Annotated in this window: 18 protein-coding genes; 1 reads left to right on the forward strand and 17 read right to left on the reverse strand. The window is 56.5% G+C overall.

Translation table 11 applies throughout. The features are described from left to right. Nucleotides 1-3: 3 nt before the first annotated feature. From eutL to maeB, 16 genes are all read right to left on the reverse strand, one after another. Nucleotides 4-663, reverse strand: coding sequence for an ethanolamine utilization microcompartment protein EutL (gene eutL, locus KQJ19_RS01280; protein WP_016153946.1), 660 nt, complete (start codon nt 661-663; stop codon nt 4-6). Nucleotides 664-672: 9 nt separating this feature from the next. After that, complete coding sequence (gene eutC, locus KQJ19_RS01285) at nt 673-1,569, reverse strand: ethanolamine ammonia-lyase subunit EutC (protein ID WP_016153947.1); 897 nt, start codon at nt 1,567-1,569, stop codon at nt 673-675. Nucleotides 1,570-1,589: 20 nt separating this feature from the next. Further along, the gene (gene eutB, locus KQJ19_RS01290) at nt 1,590-2,951 is read right to left on the reverse strand and encodes an ethanolamine ammonia-lyase subunit alpha (RefSeq protein WP_003038029.1); all 1,362 of its coding nucleotides are present in this window, start codon (nt 2,949-2,951) and stop codon (nt 1,590-1,592) included. Nucleotides 2,952-2,962: 11 nt separating this feature from the next. Next, nucleotides 2,963-4,366 (reverse strand): ethanolamine ammonia-lyase reactivating factor EutA, encoded by a 1,404-nt coding sequence (gene eutA, locus KQJ19_RS01295; protein ID WP_016153949.1) that lies wholly within the window; start codon nt 4,364-4,366, stop codon nt 2,963-2,965. Further along, nucleotides 4,363-5,595 (reverse strand): ethanolamine utilization protein EutH, encoded by a 1,233-nt coding sequence (gene eutH, locus KQJ19_RS01300; protein ID WP_016153950.1) that lies wholly within the window; start codon nt 5,593-5,595, stop codon nt 4,363-4,365. The genes eutA and eutH overlap by 4 nt, the downstream gene beginning before the upstream one ends. A 27-nt stretch (nt 5,596-5,622) precedes the next feature. After that, the gene (gene eutG / locus KQJ19_RS01305) at nt 5,623-6,810 is read right to left on the reverse strand and encodes an ethanolamine utilization ethanol dehydrogenase EutG (protein ID WP_016153951.1); all 1,188 of its coding nucleotides are present in this window, start codon (nt 6,808-6,810) and stop codon (nt 5,623-5,625) included. Next, nucleotides 6,800-7,639 (reverse strand): ethanolamine utilization protein EutJ, encoded by an 840-nt coding sequence (gene eutJ / locus KQJ19_RS01310; RefSeq protein ID WP_016153952.1) that lies wholly within the window; start codon nt 7,637-7,639, stop codon nt 6,800-6,802. Before eutJ ends, eutG begins: the two co-directional genes overlap by 11 nt. Before the next feature lie 12 nt (nt 7,640-7,651). Then, entirely contained in the window at nt 7,652-9,055 is a 1,404-nt protein-coding gene (locus tag KQJ19_RS01315) for an aldehyde dehydrogenase family protein (protein WP_016153953.1), read from the reverse strand. Between the two features lie 11 nt (nt 9,056-9,066). Beyond that, entirely contained in the window at nt 9,067-9,354 is a 288-nt protein-coding gene (gene eutN / locus KQJ19_RS01320) for an ethanolamine utilization microcompartment protein EutN (RefSeq protein ID WP_016153954.1), read from the reverse strand. 114 nt (nt 9,355-9,468) lie between these two features. Continuing rightward, nucleotides 9,469-9,762 (reverse strand): ethanolamine utilization microcompartment protein EutM, encoded by a 294-nt coding sequence (gene eutM / locus KQJ19_RS01325; RefSeq protein WP_003835054.1) that lies wholly within the window; start codon nt 9,760-9,762, stop codon nt 9,469-9,471. Between the two features lie 36 nt (nt 9,763-9,798). Beyond that, nucleotides 9,799-10,815, reverse strand: coding sequence for a phosphate acetyltransferase (pta, locus tag KQJ19_RS01330; RefSeq protein ID WP_016153955.1), 1,017 nt, complete (start codon nt 10,813-10,815; stop codon nt 9,799-9,801). Beyond that, nucleotides 10,812-11,615: an ethanolamine utilization cob(I)yrinic acid a,c-diamide adenosyltransferase EutT gene (eutT, locus tag KQJ19_RS01335; protein WP_019077358.1), complete on the reverse strand. Its 804-nt coding sequence runs from the start codon at nt 11,613-11,615 to the stop codon at nt 10,812-10,814. Before eutT ends, pta begins: the two co-directional genes overlap by 4 nt. Nucleotides 11,616-11,624: 9 nt before the next feature. Next, the gene (gene eutQ, locus KQJ19_RS01340) at nt 11,625-12,329 is read right to left on the reverse strand and encodes an ethanolamine utilization acetate kinase EutQ (protein WP_181221344.1); all 705 of its coding nucleotides are present in this window, start codon (nt 12,327-12,329) and stop codon (nt 11,625-11,627) included. Continuing rightward, on the reverse strand, nt 12,307-12,786 hold the full coding sequence (eutP, locus tag KQJ19_RS01345) for an ethanolamine utilization acetate kinase EutP (protein WP_016153958.1): 480 nt from the start codon (nt 12,784-12,786) through the stop codon (nt 12,307-12,309). The genes eutQ and eutP overlap by 23 nt, the downstream gene beginning before the upstream one ends. 12 nt (nt 12,787-12,798) lie before the next feature. After that, a complete protein-coding gene (gene eutS / locus KQJ19_RS01350) occupies nt 12,799-13,134 on the reverse strand; it encodes an ethanolamine utilization microcompartment protein EutS (protein WP_003037995.1) in 336 nt (111 codons plus the stop codon). 160 nt (nt 13,135-13,294) lie between these two features. Continuing rightward, nucleotides 13,295-15,574, reverse strand: a complete 2,280-nt coding sequence (gene maeB, locus KQJ19_RS01355) for an NADP-dependent oxaloacetate-decarboxylating malate dehydrogenase (RefSeq protein WP_016153959.1) — start codon at nt 15,572-15,574, stop codon at nt 13,295-13,297. A gap of 280 nt (nt 15,575-15,854) precedes the next feature. On the opposite strand from maeB, the gene tkt reads away from it, so the two are divergent. After that, on the forward strand, nt 15,855-17,849 hold the full coding sequence (gene tkt, locus KQJ19_RS01360; RefSeq protein WP_216403271.1) for a transketolase: 1,995 nt from the start codon (nt 15,855-15,857) through the stop codon (nt 17,847-17,849). Here tkt and KQJ19_RS01365 read toward each other — a convergent pair. Continuing rightward, nucleotides 17,839-18,882: a DUF1176 domain-containing protein gene (locus tag KQJ19_RS01365; protein ID WP_141875481.1), complete on the reverse strand. Its 1,044-nt coding sequence runs from the start codon at nt 18,880-18,882 to the stop codon at nt 17,839-17,841. The genes tkt and KQJ19_RS01365 overlap by 11 nt on opposite strands. Between the last annotated feature and the right edge of the window lie 36 nt (nt 18,883-18,918).

The following is an 18,918-nucleotide window of genomic DNA, read 5'->3' on the forward strand; positions in this document are numbered from 1 at the left end:
CTCTTACGCGCGCTGGATTGGGTTACGGGCAATATCCAGAACGGCATCGGCAAAGGCGTTACATGCAGCTTTACAAGCGGCCTGGCTACCGGTCATAAACGCAGCCGAATAGTTGGTTTCTGACGGCGGCGGAACGTAGGTCACCAGTTGTACATCGGCCGATTTCAGCGCAGCATCAATACCAAATGTCGCTTCCAGCGGCGGCGCCACCAGATACGCCATCGGATCGCCAAGCCGGCATCCTGCGGTCGCCGAGAGATACGAGCCGGTACGCGAAACCACATGCGCCAGGAAGGCGGTATCTTCTGCGTCATTCGCCCACTGAAACGCCGCGCCGCTTTCAATATTGGCTACCATCGCGTCCAGACCTGCGCGAACTTCTGCCGGGTTGGGTCCACCGAGCATAATCAGCACTTCACCCGAAGTTGGAGAGGGACTGTGCGCCGCGCCGGCATACAGCGAGCGGCCATAAACCACTTCCACCATTGCCTGTTTTGTCGCTTCGTCTGCGGCAATATACGCCACGTCATCAGAATCTGCTGTGATGAGTCCGAGGCTACGTATATGTGGCGGTAATTTAAGTTCACGGGCAAAACCGTCATTTACCGAGGCAATCACGCGCATTGCGGTGACTGAAGGTCTAATCAAATCTAATGCTGGCATGATGCCTCCTTAACGGGTCATATTGATGCCGGATGCTTTTTGCTCCAGCATGCGCTTGGCCAAATCCACAATGACCGCCGCCGCTTCAACCGGTGGCGTACCGCCCTGGTGAATGTTCGAGATACAGGTACGGTCAGCTTCAACGGTCGTCGCCACACGCGGCGAATAGACGGCGTAGCAAGAAAGGCTTTCCGACTGGCCCAGGCCCGGACGTTCCCCAACCAGCAGGATCACCGCTTTCGCGCCCAGCAGTTCGCCGATCTGATCTTCGATTTTCACGCGACCATAGCGAACAAAGAACGGCGTCCCGACCTTCAATCCGGCCTGTTTTAATCCAGACAACAGCGGCGGCAGAATCTCTTCGTAGTTAGCGGTGATAGCGTCCGTAGACAGGCCATCAGAGATAATCACCTGCACATCCGGGTTCATTACACACTGTGATTTCAGCGCTTCAATGGCTTCCGCACTCAGACGACGCCCCAGATCCGGACGCGTCAGATACAGGTTTTTGTCACTGATTTCCGAGCGCACTTCCAGCAGCCCCTGGGCTTTTACCCACTCTTCCGGCACTTCTTTCAATACCGTATCTTTCGAACGCGAGTGGTCGGCCAGGAAGCGCAGCAGCGCCTGGGTACGCGGACGTGGACCGGCTCGACCGGTACATACACGCGCCGCAGTGCTGCGACGCAGTTCAGTCAACACCTCTGCGCGGTGTGGATTCTCAACGCCAATCCACGCTTTAGCCTCGGCTGAGCCTAAATCCATCGCACAGCTTTCACCGGTCGGCGCGGCGCACTGGGTGGTGCTGCATTGCGCTTGTACTGCCGGCGCTTGAGCCTGCGGCTGCGACTCACCCATTGACGCCATCACGCTGCGTACAATTTCTTCAATCTGTTTTTGATCCATCGTGTGTCATCCCCGCGTCATCAGAAGAACAGTGACGGATCGCCCGCCCGTTTGGTCAGGCGACCGTTTGCCATAATGCCCATGGTTTCCAGCCAGCGTTCAAACTCCGGCGACGGACGCAGGTTCAGCAGCTGGCGCACGGTCGCGGTGTCGTGGAAGGCGGTGGTCTGATAGTTGAGCATGATGTCGTCACCGAGCGGCATGCCCATGATGTAGTTGCAGCCAGCGGTGGCGAGCAGAATCATCAGGTTTTCGTTGAGGTTCTGGTCAGCATCAGCATGGTTGGTATAGCAGCAGTCGCAGCCCATTGAGATGCCGCTCAGCTTGCCCATAAAGTGATCTTCCAGACCCGCGCGAATAATCTGACGGTCGTTGTAGAGATACTCCGGCCCGATAAAGCCGACAACGGTGTTCACCAGGAACGGATCGTAGTGACGCGCCAGACCGTAGTTACGTGCTTCCATCGTCACCTGATCGGCACCGAAGTTAGCGCCAGCAGAAAGCGCAGACCCTTGTCCGGTTTCGAAGTACAGGCAGTTTTCCCCAGCGATACGGTTAAACTCAGCGCCCACTGCACGCGCTTCATCCAGCATGGCCAGCTCAACGCCAAACTCTTTTAAGCCTTTCTCGCTGCCGCAGATACTCTGGAAAATCAGCCCGCCCGGCGCGCCGCGACGAATGGCTTCGATCTGGGTAGTAACGTGCGCCAGGACGCAGCCCTGGGTCGGGATATTGAATTTGTCGATGACGCCGTACACGGTATCAAGTACGCGGCTTAAGTTTTCCACGTCATCGGTTACCGGGTTAACGCCAATCACCGCATCGCCCGCCCCGAAGGACAGCCCTTCGTAGATTTGTGCCGCAATACTCTGCACGTCATCACGGGTGTCGTTCGGCTGTAAACGACAGCTGAAGGTGCCCGGCAGACCAATGGTGGTGTTGGCCTTTTTGATCACCGGCATTTTCTTACCGCCGTAGATCAGGTCCGCGTTAGAGCAGATTTTTGCAACCGCTGCGACCACTTCCGACGTTAATCCTTTGCGCGTAAACGCAATGTCATCAACGGAGGTTTCATCGCTCAGCACGTACTCGCGCAGCTCGCTGATACTCCAGTTTTTGATGCGGTTATAGGCCGTTTCGTTGACGTCGTCCTGAATCAGACGCGTCACGCAGTCCTCTTCATAGGAAATCACCGGGTTGTTGCGGATATCCGCTACCGTCATTTCCGACAGCACCTGTTTGGCCGCCACTCGCTCTTGCGAACTGGTTGCAGCTACCCCTGCCAGCACATCCCCCGAACGCAGTTCGTTGGCTTTTGCCAGCACCTCTTTAACATCCTTAAACTGATAAACATTGCCGAACAATGTGGTCTTTAGTTTCATAAGTCGTTCCCTCAGGAAGGAAATGCGAGTGATTTCACCGTCACCGGCACAACCGATCCGCCAAAAAGAGGCGTACCAATGTCGATATAGTCCCCCGCCCGGACAACCACCTCATCGATGACTGCCAGCGGGTGTTGCTGTAACTGTGGGCGTAACAGCATGCCCAGGGCTTTACCAAAATCCTGCTCGGCTACCACCAGCAGGGGATGCGGATTCGGATGGCGCGCGACAAAGGCCAGTAGCGCATCAATAACCGTTAACAGCGCGGCGTAGCGCACCGGCAGCGAACCGGGCAGCGCCAGCACGTAAGCGTCTGTTTGCGGGTCCAGATCGAGCTGCATCAGCGCTTGTTGCCAGGCGGCCACCAAATCAGCCTCATCAACCGGAATCGCCACCGGCAGATTGCGCAGCGGAAGCGCCACACCTTCCAGCCAGATGGTGCTGCCCGAAAGCGACAGCGTATGCGCACCGGCGCCAATCACCGTGGCGCGCACGGTTTGCGCCGGGAATTGCACGTTCATCTCACGCAGACGCGGATGTTCATGCAGCGCCGTCGCTAACAGCGGCCCAATATCGGAAAAACAGAATGGATCGGCAGGCTGGTTGCGGTAGCACTCGCCCACCCCGCCGGACAACGTAATCACTTCCGGCTTCACACCCGTCGGCAACAGACCGGTTTGCATCAGCGCCTGCGCCAGCGGTGACAGCGTGCCGTCAATCACCTCAACGATCAGCGCCGCCATCCGTCGGGCCACCTGAACAAGCTGCGCCGCATTGAGGGTCCGGGCGTCGGTGCCTGGACCAAATACGTCATCAACAATCATCTGTCCTGGCTGATGCGCATGCACCACCCGCCCCTGACCGTCCGTTTCCAGCAGCCGTCCGCCGACGTTCAGGCAGGCCGAACCGCTGACTTTTCCGGCATCGAACAGGACGTAGTTCGACGTCCCGCCACCGATGTCGATATTCAGTACGCGGCACAACTTCTGCTCTGACAGGGTTTGAGCCCCTGCGCCGTGACCGGCAATCACTGATTCCAGATGCGGACCGGCGCTGGCAACCACGAAGTCCCCCAGCGACTGAGAGAGCGTCATCACCGCTGGTCGCGCGTTGCGGGTTTTGGCACTTTCTCCGGTAATGATGATCGCGCCGGAATCGACGGTCTCAGGCGCAATCCCCGCCGCCTGATACTGGGCGAGGATCAGCGCCTTAAGTTCGGCCTCTTTCAACCCGCCCTGCTTATCAACGGGGGTAAAGAACACCGGGCTTTGCCAGCTAATTTCGCGTTTGATGAATTCGTAACGCGGCACCTGCGACACTGCCGCACGGTTGACCAGCTCAAGGCGCGAGAAGATCACCTGAGTGGTGGTGGTGCCGATATCGATACCGACGCTGAGTAGCTGGCGAGTATTCACGATTGCGCCTCCGGGTTGGTTTCTGCTGGTGCCGGAACATCTTCGTCTTTCGGTACCAACAGCATAGCCACACCAATCGCCGTCACGCCGCCAATTAGCTTGCCGACAATCATTGGGAAGATCATCGCGTTCATGTTGGCCGCGGCGAAACCTAAGTGGTCACCCAGTGCGAAGGCTGCGGAGACCGCAAAAGCGCAGTTGATCACTTTGCCGCGGGTATCCATATTCTTCATCATGCCGAACATTGGGATGTTGTTCGCCAGCGTCGCCACCATGCCCGCAGCCGCGATATTATTGATTTTTAAAAGGTTACCAACGCTCATCAGTGGCTTTTCAAACCAGCGGGTCAGCAGCAGTACCATTGGGTACGCACCCAGCAGCACGCAGGAGATAGAACCGATAACTTCGATGGCGCGCATCACTTCACCCGGCTTGTCACCTGGTGCCATGAAGATAGGATCAAGACCCGGAATCAGTTCCCAGCCGAGCAGGAATTTGATCACCGCTGCCGCCAGACCGATGGTGATCAGCGCCACCAGGAATTTCGCGAAGATCTGGAAGCCGTTGATCATTTTTTCCGGGATGAATTTCAGTCCCAGCGCCACCAGCACGGCAACGATCAGCACCGGGATCATGTTCATCAGGATCAGCGCGAAGGTGAACTCCACCGGCTGCCCGTTGATTTCGACACCGGAGTACATCGCGATCAAACCACCCGCAATACAGCCAATCGGAATGGTGACGATCCCAGCCAGCACGCCCAGCGCCAGATAACGACGGTCGGACGGCTCAATAATCCCCAGCGCAACCGGAATAGAGAAGACCAGCGTCGGCCCCATCATCGCCCCGAGGATCAGGCCAGAGTACAGCCACGCCGCAACGTCGCCGCCCGCCAGTTCCTTCGCCAGGAAGAAGCCGCCCATATCGCACGCCAGCAGCGTTCCGGCAAACATCGACGGGTTAGCACCTAACATTTCGTACAGTGGAATAATCACCGGCCCGAGCACATGCGCCAGTACCGGTGCCAGCGCGGTCATACCGACCATCGCCAGACCCAGCGCACCCATCGCCATAAAACCTTCTTCAAACTGGCCGCCCGATCCCTCAATACTCTTCCCGAACTTACCGAGGAACCGTGCCGAACCGCCGAACTGCGACAGGATCCTGTCCACGGCGGCAATCAGCATAAAGAACATCATGATGTACATGATGATTTCGTTAATTCCCATAACCTTCACTCCCTGTCATATGTGTATTTATTGTGCCGCCGCATACAACGCGATAATGTCGGCCTGCGTGGCGGTGCGTGGGTTACTGCGAATACAAATATCCTCCAGCGCGGCGTGAGCCCATGCGCTGTAATGCTCGGGCTTTGCCCCAACGTCAGAGAGTCGTTTGGTCTGGCCCACTTCGCTAATCAGCTCACTGACGGCGTTGATGGCATCGCGATCGTCCGACTTCTTGTTGGTTAACGCCCGTCCGATATGGCTGAAACGCTCACGACACACCATGCGGTTGAAACCCATTACTGTGGGCAGCAACATGGCGTTAGCCTGTCCATGTGGGATGTGCAGCGTCGCACCCGGCTGGTGCGCCATCGCGTGACACAGGCCCAGCCCCGCGCTGGAAAACGCCATCCCGGCCATACAGGAAGCCAGTAGCATGCTTTCTCGCGCCGCCAGATCCTGACCATAGCCAACGGCCTTCGGCAGCGATTTACCTATCATCGCAATCGCGCCAATCGCCAGACTGTCGGTAAACGGCGTCGCGTTCAGAGCGCTATACGCTTCAACGGCATGCGTCAGCGCATCGATCCCGGTCATCGCCGTTACGTGTGCTGGCACACCTTCCGTCAGCGCGGCGTCAAGAATCGCCACATCCGGCATCAGGGTTGCGTGGGCCAGCACTTTTTTAAGCCCGGTCGCAGCGTCGATAATCACCGTGACATTAGTGGTTTCTGAACCCGTTCCGGCGGTAGTCGGTACGGCAATCAGCGGCAGACGCGGGCGTAACGCGCTGCTCTCATCCATGTCTGCCAGCGTCTGGGTGGGATTGGTCACCAGCAACGCCACGGCTTTTGCGGCATCCAATACGGAACCGCCACCAAAGGCCACTACGCCATCGCACTTCGATTCACGCAGTTGCGCGACCGCCGCGCAGACGTCCGTAATGCACGGTTCGCCCACCGGACATGGCCACAGCGTCATCGCCACGCCTTTCATCGCCAGGCTGCGTTCCAGTGCGGCGGTCATCCCCGCCTGGTGCAGGAAACTGTCGACCATGACGAACATATGCGTCAGGCCGCGCGTTTGTGCTTCCTGTCCGCAGGTACTGAGCGCTCCCAGTCCACACAACGTAACCGGTGGAACGCTAAACGTTTTTACGCGTTGCAGATTCAGGGTATCGAATGCCTGAAAGAGCGCGGTCTGCAATTCAGCTTGCATAGATTCCTTCCGCTTTTTCTTTTCCGCTATTTGCAATCGCCAGCGGGGTCATAAACAGGCTGTGCTGGGGTAAATGCACCTGCAGTTCCGGGAAACGCTTACGAAACAGTTCATCAACGCCCGGCTGCATACAGGAACCACCGGCCAGCCATAAATCAGCCACGCCCTGTCCGGCAATATGGTGAGCCACAATTTCCGCCATTTTTTCGTAGACCGGCTTAACCACCGGCCAAATTTCTTTACCGTTGCTGCGTTTGTACTGCTCCGCCTCTTCCAACTGGATGCGACGGTTCCCGGCAAGCGTCAGAGAAATGTGGTGCCCGCCGGTCGCTTCATCGGCGGAGTAAGTCACCTTGCCTCGCTTCACAATCGCAATCCCGGTGGTACCGCCACCGATATCCACCACGCCAGCGTTATCAAGCTGCAACAGGTCCGCCACCGCGGTCGGTTCGTCGAGCACATGACTGACTTCAAGCCCGGCAGATTCCAGCACGTTGATCGAGATTCGTGGGTCAGTTCCCGGTGGAAACGAGGTTGCCGCGTGGGTAAAGCGGCAACCCAACTGTTGTTCGAGCGTATCGAGATGGCGACGAACGATGGTCACCGCACCGAAGAAATCCCAGACGATGCCATCGCGCACGACGTCGGCCCAGTCCAGGCAAACCGCAACCGGCTGTCCGTCACTGTCGACAACCATCGACACCACATCACACGTCCCCAAATCCACGCCCAGCCACAGCGGTGAATCGCTCTTTACGGGCGTCTGGTTACATAGCGTTGCCGCTTTTAGCAATCTGGGTGTCAGCCAACGTTGTTCGTCGTGCGCCATGTCGTTTACTCCTTATACAATTCTGAAGGCATCCACCAACACACAGCGACGCAGACGCACAAACGTGCGTGCGCTGGTCACCCCTTCCCCGGTTGGCGTGGTAATGGTCATCGTGGTCCAGCCTTCGCCACCGAGTCCAAGACCGGCAATGCACGGTCCGTTCTTAACGAAAATGCTGGTATCAATGGCGTTGGCCATGCGGTTCATGTTGTCGATATTGCGCGAGTGCATCGCCGCCGTATGGTGACAGCCGCCTTCAAGCTTGACCGCCAGTTCAATGGCCTCATCGACGTTGGCGACCCGCACGACCGGCAGAACCGGCATCATCAGTTCGGTTACGGCAAACGGATGAGTCGCAGAGGTTTCGACGAACAACAGCCGGGTTTGCTCCGGTACGTTCAGACCAATCGCCGCAGCGATTTTTCCTGCGTCGCGGCCAACCCAGTCACGACTGACCGTGCCTTTACCGCGTTCATCGACATTTTTCAGCAGCACCGGTTGCAGCTGTTCGGCCTGAGCTGTGGTCAGCTTGACTGCATGCTGGCTTTCCATCAGACGCATCAGCTCATCAGCGACGCTATCGACCACGATCAGCACTTTTTCGTCGGCGCAGATAATGTTGTTGTCAAACGAAGCGCCTTTGACGATCGACTGGGCTGCGCGTGCCAGATCAGCCGTTTCATCAACCACCACCGGCGGATTTCCCGCACCGGCGGCAATCAGACGTTTGTTGGTGTGCTTACGCGCGGCATCCACTACGGCTTCACCGCCGGTCACCACCAGCAGGCCGATGCCTGGGTACTTAAACAGACGCTGGGCGGTTTCAATATCCGGATTGGCCACGGTAACCAGCAGGTTTGCCGGTCCGCCTGCTGCAACTACCGCCTGGTTAAGCAGAGTGATAGCGCGCTGAGACACGCCCTTGGCAGCCGGATGCGGTGCGAAGACCACGCTGTTGCCAGCCGCAATCAGGCTGATGGCGTTGTTAATAACGGTCGCAGCCGGGTTGGTGGACGGTGTCACCGAGGCCACCACGCCCCACGGCGCGTTTTCAATCAGCGTCAGGCCGTTATCACCGGTCAGAACCTGTGGAGACAGGCATTCCACGCCCGGCGTGGCGCGTGCCTGCGCCACGTTTTTGGCAAATTTATCTTCAACGCGTCCCATGCCGGTTTCTGTGACGGCAAGTTCCGCTAATTCTCGGGCATGTTTTTCGCCCGCCTCACGTAGAGCCGTGATAGCCAGTTGGCGCATGGCAACGCTTTTCAGCCCTTGCTGGGCCAGTTTTGCTGCCGCCACTGCGTCATCCAGGGAGGCAAAAACGCCCATTTCTTGAACGGCACTGACGGGTTGGCTGCTGTCTTTCATTTTCAGCAGCACCGCTTTCACGACCTGTTCAATATCCTGTTGATTCATGATTTTCTGCCTTATTTATGGAAGATCACCTGACCACCTGCCACCACTTCATCAACAATGCCAATCACGCACAGATCGACAGGTGATGATTCGTTACGGTGCGCCTGACGGGCTGAGCTTCCGCTGACCAGCAGCACCCACTCTCCGGTTCCCGCCCCAATGCTGTCGATAGCAACAGCACATTGCCCGTCGGGATTTCCGCAGGCATCAATCATTTCCACCATCAGCAACTTGTCGTGCGCGAGCCCCTGATGGCGTACGGTACAAACAATTTGTCCTGTGACGATTGCCAGTTTCATACGCGCCTCCGTGGCATATTTCAGGTAAAACCTCCCCCTACCCTCCGCAGAAGGTAATGTGAAAAGGAGAGAGGGTGACGCCAGCAATGAAGTCTGTGGCGTCACGTGGACGACTTACATGTCGTTGCTGTCGCCTTTAAAGCTGATCGGGAACACTTCTTCCAGATCGCCATGCGGACGCGGGATCACGTGTACGGAAACCAGCTCACCAATACGCTGTGCAGCAGCAGCACCAGCATCCGTTGCGGCTTTACATGCCGCTACGTCGCCACGGACCATTGCAGTAACCAGACCGCCGCCGATCTGCTTCACGCCGACCAGTTTCACGCGTGCCGCTTTAACCATTGCGTCAGAAGCCTCAATCAGTGCAACCAGGCCCCGGGTTTCAATCATTCCTAATGCTTCCATTGTGTTTTCCTCTCATTAAGGGGTCCAGAACGGGACCTAAACAACCAGTGTGTGTGAGGCGTTTTCACGACTCATGTCAGTCTGACGCGGCACTGCTGCCACCAACGCCAGTTCGATAATTTCCTGTACGCTACAGCCGCGAGAGAGGTCATGAAGCGGTGCGGCAAGCCCTTGGATCAACGGACCTACGGCACGATACCCTCCCAGACGCTGGGCGATTTTGTAGCCAATATTGCCTGCCTCCAGCGATGGGAAGACCATCACATTGGCATTGCCCTTTAACGGACTGGCGGGCGCTTTTTGCGCGGCGACATCCGGAACAAAGGCGGCATCAAATTGCAGTTCCCCATCCACGGTAAGCTGCGGGGCACGCTCACGAACGATCTCCGTAGCCTGCTGCACGTTAGCGACGTTGGGATGACGAGCGCTGCCTTGACTTGAAAACGACAGCATGGCCACGCGCGGTTCTTCACCGGTGATCGCCTGCCATGTCTGCGCGCTGGCAATCGCAATATCCGCCAGTTGTGCGGCTGTGGGCTGCGGCACGACGCTGCAATCGGCAAACCCTAATGCCGGCCCGAGGTACTGCGGCAGCATCAGGAAAATTGACGACAGCGTTTTACAGCCTGGCTGTAACCCAATAATGCGTAACCCAGCGCGCAGCACGTTTGCTGTCGACGACAAATTGCCCGCAATACAGACGTCAGCTTTACCCGCGCTAACCATGGCGGCGGCGAACATCAGCGGATCGTTGAGTTTTTCCAGCGCATCTGCAGGCGTTTTATCTCCCGCGCGGGCCAGCCAGCGCAGCGCAAACTCTTCACGCATGGACTGGTTGCTTTGCGGGTCGATAACCTGAATGCCATCCATCGCCACCCGATGGCTGAGGGCAAACTGGCGCAGCGCAAACGGACTGGCGACGAGAACAGGATGTGCCAGACCGTGCTGATGCAGGTAATTTGCCGCTTTCAACACCCGAACATCCAGCGCATCCGGGAACACCACCCGTGCAGGTGAGCGCTGGGCGAGTTGACGAGCACGTTCAATGATCATTGCTTCTCCCCCAGTCGCTGTTGAATTTGGCTAACCGTCAGTGGATGCTTCGCTACGCTCAGAATCATCATCACGTAGACCGTACTGGAAAGGCGATTGAGCGCCTGCATGATGTCCGGTCGCATCACGTCAAAACTACGGGTGATGAATACCTGGGCCGCCACCGTCTCCGTTTCACGGACTTTGGTACGCAGCAGATTAAGCAACGCGCAATCACGGCCATGACTGGCTTCAGGCACCAGATGGTCGTGGTCCAGATAGCGCAGCGGCTGATGCGAAAGCCGGTGTAAATCTTCGTCGCTTAACCCGACGATAGCTTGTGCTGCCAGCGGCTCGTCGATAGCGTCGGCGCGCATAATGTTGCCCAGACGCGAACGGATATCCGCCAGCCACGGCTGCCACGGTTCCGCCAGCTCTATTTGCAACCACACGGCCAGGGCGATGGTGCTGTCCAGCGCGGCGCGAAATCCCAGGCGCGGGTCACTTTTAGCGACCATCTTGTCCGCTGTCAGATGCGTCAGCGTGTCTGCTTTCTTCACCACCGGTTGATGACACAGTTCGCAACTGGCCTGTGGATGCGTATCGCTGCTGGTTAAACCATGCACCTGCTGCGGCTGCTGTTCTTCGTCATCAATAAACAGGCTGCCCTGCTCGTCGATATACTTAATGCGCAGATGTCGGCTTTCCAGTAATTCCCGGGCAGATGGCGTCAGGCGAGCATCAGCGGGGAGATGAATTTCAGCCCCTTCGCTGAGCGTATGATTCGCTCTGAGCCATGCTTCGGTAATGAAATCCTTCATACATCCGCCTTAGCAGGACTGCCAGTTCGCAGGCCAGGCCACATACAGAAATTTCACCGTCGATGGCGTACCAAATTCGATGCTGGAGCCTTTCGGGATAAACATCACGTCCCCGGCTTTAGCAATCATGGTTTCGCCTTCGTGGCGAACGTGCAGCTCGCCTTCCAGAATCATGTCGATTTCGTCGTAGTTCAGCGTCCATGGGAAAAAAGCGTTATCCCACTGCATGAACCCGGCGGCCATGCTGCTACCGTCCTGGTCGGTCACCAGATCGGTTAAACCCACGCAGTGCGGCTGTGCGCCGTCAAAACGACCAAACTTCACGCTGCTGCCGTCGATGACTTTGACGCCGCCTTTGCCGGTCACCGAGGTAAAGCTCGGCTGCATTCCGCCCTGCTCCAGCGACTGTTTCTCCTTCATGACTTTGTCCATCAGTTGGGCGACCAGGCTTTCGGTAAACTGCCCTTCCGGTAACTGCGCAATGATGGTTTCGCGAATGCGCTGGCTTTCCGTTTTGCCATCATCCACCGCAACCGGTGCGGCAGCAGCAGCGGTTGGCGCGGATTCATCGCATTCACTGATGGTGACGCCCAGCAGCTCCGCAACTTCGCGCGCCTCCGGGGTGATGATGCTGGCGCGCAGAACAACCGACATTTCCTGTTCGCCGCGTGCGTGGGCCGCACGAATATCGTTAGCTGTGATGAGTTTTTTCACCTGCCCTTTCCTCCTTTTGGCTGAGCTCAGTCAGATAATCCACCAGGTGCTGCACGCTGCGCGGGTCATGGCTGTTGAGTTCGAAAATCGGCTCCTGGAACCCTATCCCGCGAAGTAGTTGTCGCGTTGCGGCGACGTCGGCATCCGGCATGTCCGTTTTGCTGATAACGGCGATTTGTCGTTTACTGGCGCCGATATCCAACAGCCCGGCAGGTAAGCGACTTTCTTTATCATTTGCCGCGTGTATATAAATCAACGTATCAACATCCTGCAGCGTGGTAATTAAGGCGTGATACCAGCGCGGATGGCTAAAATATTCTCCTGGCGTGTCGATATCGCCATTTTCATTAAACTCCACGGCCTGTGTTTTTCTGGCGAGGGAATAATTTCCCTGTAGCGCATTAAAGAGCGTTGTTTTCCCCGCCCCCACCGTACCGACAAACGCAATACGTTTCATCGCCGCCTCTGATTAACTTTTTGTCAGGTTGCACAAAGTGAAATTTAATAACCGACCCAGACCGCTTACCGTCTGTAATAACGCTTCTTCTACCGCGCCTACCGAGCCGTAGATGACCAGCGCACCGCTGAATCGATCGAGAAAGCCGATATGTACATCTGCCGCCTTCATAGCTAAGTCACCGGCAATCATCGCGGTTTCGCCTGGCGTCAGCGTCATGATGCCGATGGCGCCCGCTTCGGGAACGCCGATCTTTTTCGCCAGTTCCTCACCAGGGTGCGCAATGAGATGCGCCAGCGTAACCTGTTTCCCCGGCACAAATTCCTGAATAATGCGTTCTTTTTCCATTGCTCACCGCCTCCGCTAAAACTGCCCTCATCGTGGCAATTTTTTGTCAGAGTAAATAACAAAATTCGGCAACCATGTTTAAAAGGTGAAGTGGATCACTAAGAAAGGGGAAATAAAAAGGCGCGGGAGAAACCCGCGCCGGAAATAAATTAAAGTGAAATTACAGCGGTTGAGTTTGGGCTTCTACGACCGCCAGCGCCACCATATTAACGATACGACGAACAGAAGCGATCGGCGTTAATACGTGAACCGGTTTCGCAACCCCCATCAGCACCGGGCCGACCGTTACGCCTTCAGAGCTGGAAACGCGTAGTAAGTTGTAACTAATACGGGCAGCTTCCATATTCGGCATCACCAGAATATTCGCTGAGCCTTTCAGCGGACTGTCCGGCATGCGGTCATGACGGATGCTTTCCACCAGCGCGGCATCGCCGTGCATTTCGCCATCAATCATCAACTCTGGCGCACGCGCCTTAATCAGCTCCAGCGCTTCGCGCATTTTGCTGGCCGACGGACAGTTAGATGAACCAAAGTTGGAGTGCGACAGCAGCGCCACCTTCGGTTCGATACCAAAGCGACGCACGGTTTCTGCCGCCATCACGGCGATTTCCGCCAGTTGCTCCGGCGTAGGATCGTCGTTAACGTAGGTATCGGCGATAAAGGTGTTACCGCTTGGCAGCAGCAAGGCGTTCATCGCCCCGGCAGTATGCACGCCATCGCGGTGACCAAACACCTCTTTCACCACGCTGAAGTGCTCATGGTAGTCGCCAATCGTACCGCAGATCATTGCATCCGCTTCGCCGCGCTGCACCATGATCGCGCCGATCACCGTGGTGTTGGCAATTACCGCACGCTGCGCCTGCTCCTGGGTAATACCACGACGTTTCATAATCTGGTAGTACTCGCTCCAGTACTCTTTAAAGCGCGGATCGGATTCATTGTTGACGATCTCAAAATCGACGCCTGCTTTGATCTGCAGACCCAGTTTCTGGATACGCATTTCGATAACGCTCGGACGACCGATCAGGATCGGTTTCGCCAGACCTAAAGTGATCAGCTCCTGCGTGGCATGCAGTACACGCGCCTCTTCCCCTTCAGTCAGCACCACGCGCTTCGGCGCTTTGCGTGCCAGAGAGAAAATCGGTTTCATGAACAGGTTGGTTTTGTAGACGAATTCGGTCAGCTTATCGATGTAAGCATCAAAGTCGGCAATCGGACGCGTTGCCACACCGGAATCCATCGCCGCCTTCGCCACCGCAGGGGCGATTTTGACGATCAGACGCGGGTCGAACGGTTTCGGAATAATGTATTCCGGCCCGAAGCTCAGGTCCTGGTCGCCATAGGCGGAGGCCACCACTTCGCTCTGCTCGGCGTGCGCCAGCTCAGCAATGGCGTGTACCGCGGCCAGTTTCATCTCTTCGTTGATGGCAGTAGCGCCGACGTCCAGCGCGCCGCGGAAGATGAACGGGAAGCACAGGACGTTATTAACCTGGTTCGGGTAGTCGGAACGGCCGGTGCAAATGATGGCGTCAGAACGCACCTCTTTCGCCAGCGGCGGCAGGATTTCCGGTTCCGGGTTGGCGAGGGCCAGGATCATTGGCGCACGCGCCATCTTCTTAACCATTTCCTGCGTCAGCACTTTCGGGCCAGAGCAACCGAGGAAAATGTCTGCGCCGTCAATGACATCATCCAGCGTACGCTTACCGTCATCCACCACTGCGTAAGCCGCTTTGGTTTCCGCCATGTTTGGTTCACGATCTTTGTAAATCACCCCTTTGGAGTCGCAGACCACAATGTTGTGTTTCTGCATCCCCAGCGCCACCAGCAGGTTCATACAGGCAATCGCCGCCGCACCTGCGCCGGACACCACCATGCGCACATCAGAGATATTTTTCTCAACCACCCGCAGACCGTTAAGGATTGCGGCAGTACTGATGATTGCCGTACCGTGCTGGTCATCGTGGAATACCGGAATATTCATGCGCTCACGGAGTTTTTGCTCAATGTAGAAGCACTCCGGCGCTTTGATATCTTCGAGGTTAATGCCGCCAAACGTTGGTTCAAGCGCCGCTACCACGTTGATAAATTTATCCGGATCGAGTTCATCAACTTCGATGTCGAACACGTCAATCCCGGCGAATTTCTTAAACAGAACGCCTTTACCTTCCATCACTGGTTTACCGGCCAGCGCGCCAATATTACCCAGACCCAGAACCGCAGTACCGTTGGAAATAACCGCAACCAGGTTGCCGCGTGCGGTGTATTTGTAGGCTGCCAGCGGGTCTTTTTCAATTTCAAGACACGGTGCAGCCACGCCCGGCGAGTAGGCCAACGCGAGGTCGCGCTGGGTTGCCAGAGGCTTGGTCGGAGAAACCTGGATTTTACCGGGTACCGGAAATTCGTGGAAATCGAGGGCGCTTTGTTTTAACTGGTCATCCATCTTGTTGTTCCTTTCACGTATCTATCAAAAAAGTGGCGCGGGTAACCATTCTACTGAGCCGCACATTATCACCTCAGTCAACGGCACAAACTTTGAAGGTCCCCATACTCTCACCATTCAAAGAAAGAATTTGTTATCAATTTATAACATCTATGTTACCTGCTTAAGCCAGCAATACCATGCTTGTCTGCTATGCTTTTTGCTGACAACGCCCACAATTATCTCAAAAGTGTGAATCACAACACGCATCTAACACTTTACTTTTCAAGGAGTATTTCCTATGCCCCGTAAAGAGCTTGCCAATGCCATTCGTGCGCTAAGTATGGATGCCGTCCAAAAAGCTAACTCTGGCCACCCTGGAGCACCAATGGGGATGGCCGATATCGCCGAAGTACTGTGGAACGATTTCCTGCGCCATAACCCGTCCGATCCCACCTGGTACGATCGTGACCGGTTTATTTTGTCCAATGGCCACGCCTCAATGCTGCTTTACAGCCTGTTGCATCTTTCCGGCTACAACCTGCCGCTCGAAGAGTTAAAGAACTTCCGCCAGCTCCATTCGAAGACGCCAGGACACCCGGAAATTGGCTATACGCCGGGCGTGGAGACCACCACCGGACCGTTGGGTCAGGGTTTAGCCAACGCTGTCGGAATGGCGATTGCAGAACGCACGCTGGCGGCGCAGTTTAACCAGCCAGACCACGAGATTGTTAATCACTATACCTGGGTCTTTATGGGCGACGGCTGTCTGATGGAGGGCATTTCTCACGAAGTGTGCTCACTGGCGGGCACCCTGGGACTTGGCAAACTCATCGGCTTTTACGATCACAACGGCATCTCAATTGATGGCGAAACCGACGGCTGGTTTACCGACGATACCGCGAAACGCTTTGAGGCCTATCACTGGCATGTAGTGCACGAGATTGACGGCCATGACCCTGAGGCGGTGAAAAAAGCGATTCAGGAAGCAAAGGCCGTTACCGATAAACCGTCGCTGATTATCTGCCGCACGGTGATTGGTTTTGGTTCACCGAATAAAGCCGGGAAAGAGGAAGCGCACGGCGCTGCGCTGGGTGAAGAAGAAGTGGCGCTGACCCGACAGAAGTTGGGGTGGCATCATCCTGCCTTTGAAATCCCCAAAGAGATTTACCGGGCGTGGGACGCTCGTGAAAAAGGCGAGAAAGCCCAACAGAGCTGGAATGAGAAATTCGCCGCTTATCGACATGCACATCCGGACCTGGCGGCAGAGTTTACCCGCCGGATGAGCGGTGGACTGCCGGAAGAGTGGGAAGAAACGACCCAGAAATATATCACCGAGCTGCAGGCCAATCCGGCCAAAATCGCCACCCGTAAGGCTTCGCAAAATACCCTGAACGCTTACGGGCCGATACTGCCTGAGCTGCTTGGCGGTTCGGCGGATCTGGCGCCCAGCAACCTGACCATCTGGAAAGGCTCCACTTCTCTTAAAGAGGATCATGCAGGAAACTACATCCACTACGGCGTGCGGGAATTTGGCATGACCGCGATTGCCAACGGTATCGCTCACCACGGGGGCTTCGTACCGTACACCGCAACGTTCCTGATGTTTGTCGAATATGCCCGTAATGCCGCACGCATGGCGGCGCTGATGAAAGCCCGACAAATCATGGTTTATACCCACGACTCGATTGGCCTTGGGGAAGATGGTCCCACGCACCAGGCCGTCGAACAGCTCGCCAGCCTGCGTCTGACGCCTAATTTCAGCACCTGGCGACCCTGCGATCAGGTTGAAGCGGCGGTAGGCTGGAAGCTGGCGGTCGAACGCCATGACGGGCCAACGGCGCTGATCCTCTCGCGGCAAAATCTGGCGCAGGTTGAGCGGACGCCTGAGCAAGTGCAGCAGATTGCCCGCGGCGGCTATGTGCTGAAGGATGGCGGCGGTAAGCCGGATGTTATCCTGATTGCTACCGGTTCAGAAATGGAAATCACACTGCTGGCGGCGGAAAAACTGACCGGTGAAGGTCGTAACGTGCGGGTGGTTTCTCTGCCCTCAACCGATATCTTCGACGCCCAGGATGAAGCGTATCGGGAATCGGTCCTCCCCTCAAACGTCAGCGCGCGCGTGGCGGTAGAAGCAGGAATTGCCGACTACTGGTACAAATATGTTGGGCTGAAAGGGGCGATTGTCGGTATGACGGGTTATGGGGAGTCGGCTCCGGCAGACAAGCTGTTCCCGTTCTTCGGCTTTACGGTGGATAACATTGTCGACAAAGCGCATAAGGTGCTTAACGTGTGATCCACAGCGTGGGCCAGGCATCTGGCCCATGCCAGTTATCGCAGCTTGGCTCTTGGGCATAGCGCACCAGACGAAAACGCTGACCGTCGTAGCGCCAGCGAGTCTGGATACCGCAATCTGCCAACCCTCGTCCTTTAGCGAGGGTTACCAGCTCGCGCGACTTCTCATCAAACGTGGCGTTGGTCAGCTCCATATCGCGGCTTTCCGCATCCGTTTTAAAAGGCAGGCTTAGCCGTACCGCCCGTGACGTCAACGGGGTAGTACGTGAAACCACCCACGCCAGATCGATGGTGTTATATGCCCCGGCTTCACAGCCGATCATCAGCAGCGCTTTATCATCCGTTAAGGCCGTGACGCGCATCTCGCGACGCAGCGGATCGATCGAACAGCGAATACCGTTGATCCGCCAGTTACCGTAATCCAGCAATTCACTGCGCTCTTGTTGCGTGAGAGGCGTTGGCGTTGGGTTAATCACAGCCACGCCTTTTAAAGCGGGAGCGGGAGGAACGCTGAGCGGAGGCTCGTCGCCTTTTTCGATCCATGCGGTTTCGCTGCCGACCCGTTTTTGCTGGGCGTCGATAAAAAGCAGCGCGGCTTTTAGCCCGACCAGGGACAGGTTTTGCGCCCCTTTTTGCAGGGTTATCGCCTTCGCGTCCTGTACGGTTGTTAAAAATGCGCTGATGGTGGCCGGATCATCGGTCATCAGTTGCCAGGGGGTAATACGCCAGTGTTCGCCGCGAAGCGGGAGCGACGCGCCATCCAGTAGCAGACGTGGCGCAATATCGCTCTCTTTGGCTGTAGGCGATTCCAGCCCACCCAGTTCAATACGCAACACGGCGTCGGTATGTGCCCCGGCACTGCGGCTCAAGGTCATGACCAGGCCGTGATGTTCTCCGGTATTGCGCGCCACGCAAAAGTTTTGGTTATTGCACGTCACCTGCCAGTCAGAAAACGTCTGTTGCGCGGGCGCGGCCCACAGCAAACGGACGGGTAACAACCCGAGCAGGAAAAGTAAAATAACGCGATAGCGCATGGACGGTACAACCCCGAAGTCAAAACACACAGCCTA

The organism is Citrobacter sp. S46_ASV_140 (assembly GCF_018919545.1).
Lineage (GTDB): Bacteria > Pseudomonadota > Gammaproteobacteria > Enterobacterales > Enterobacteriaceae > Citrobacter > Citrobacter braakii.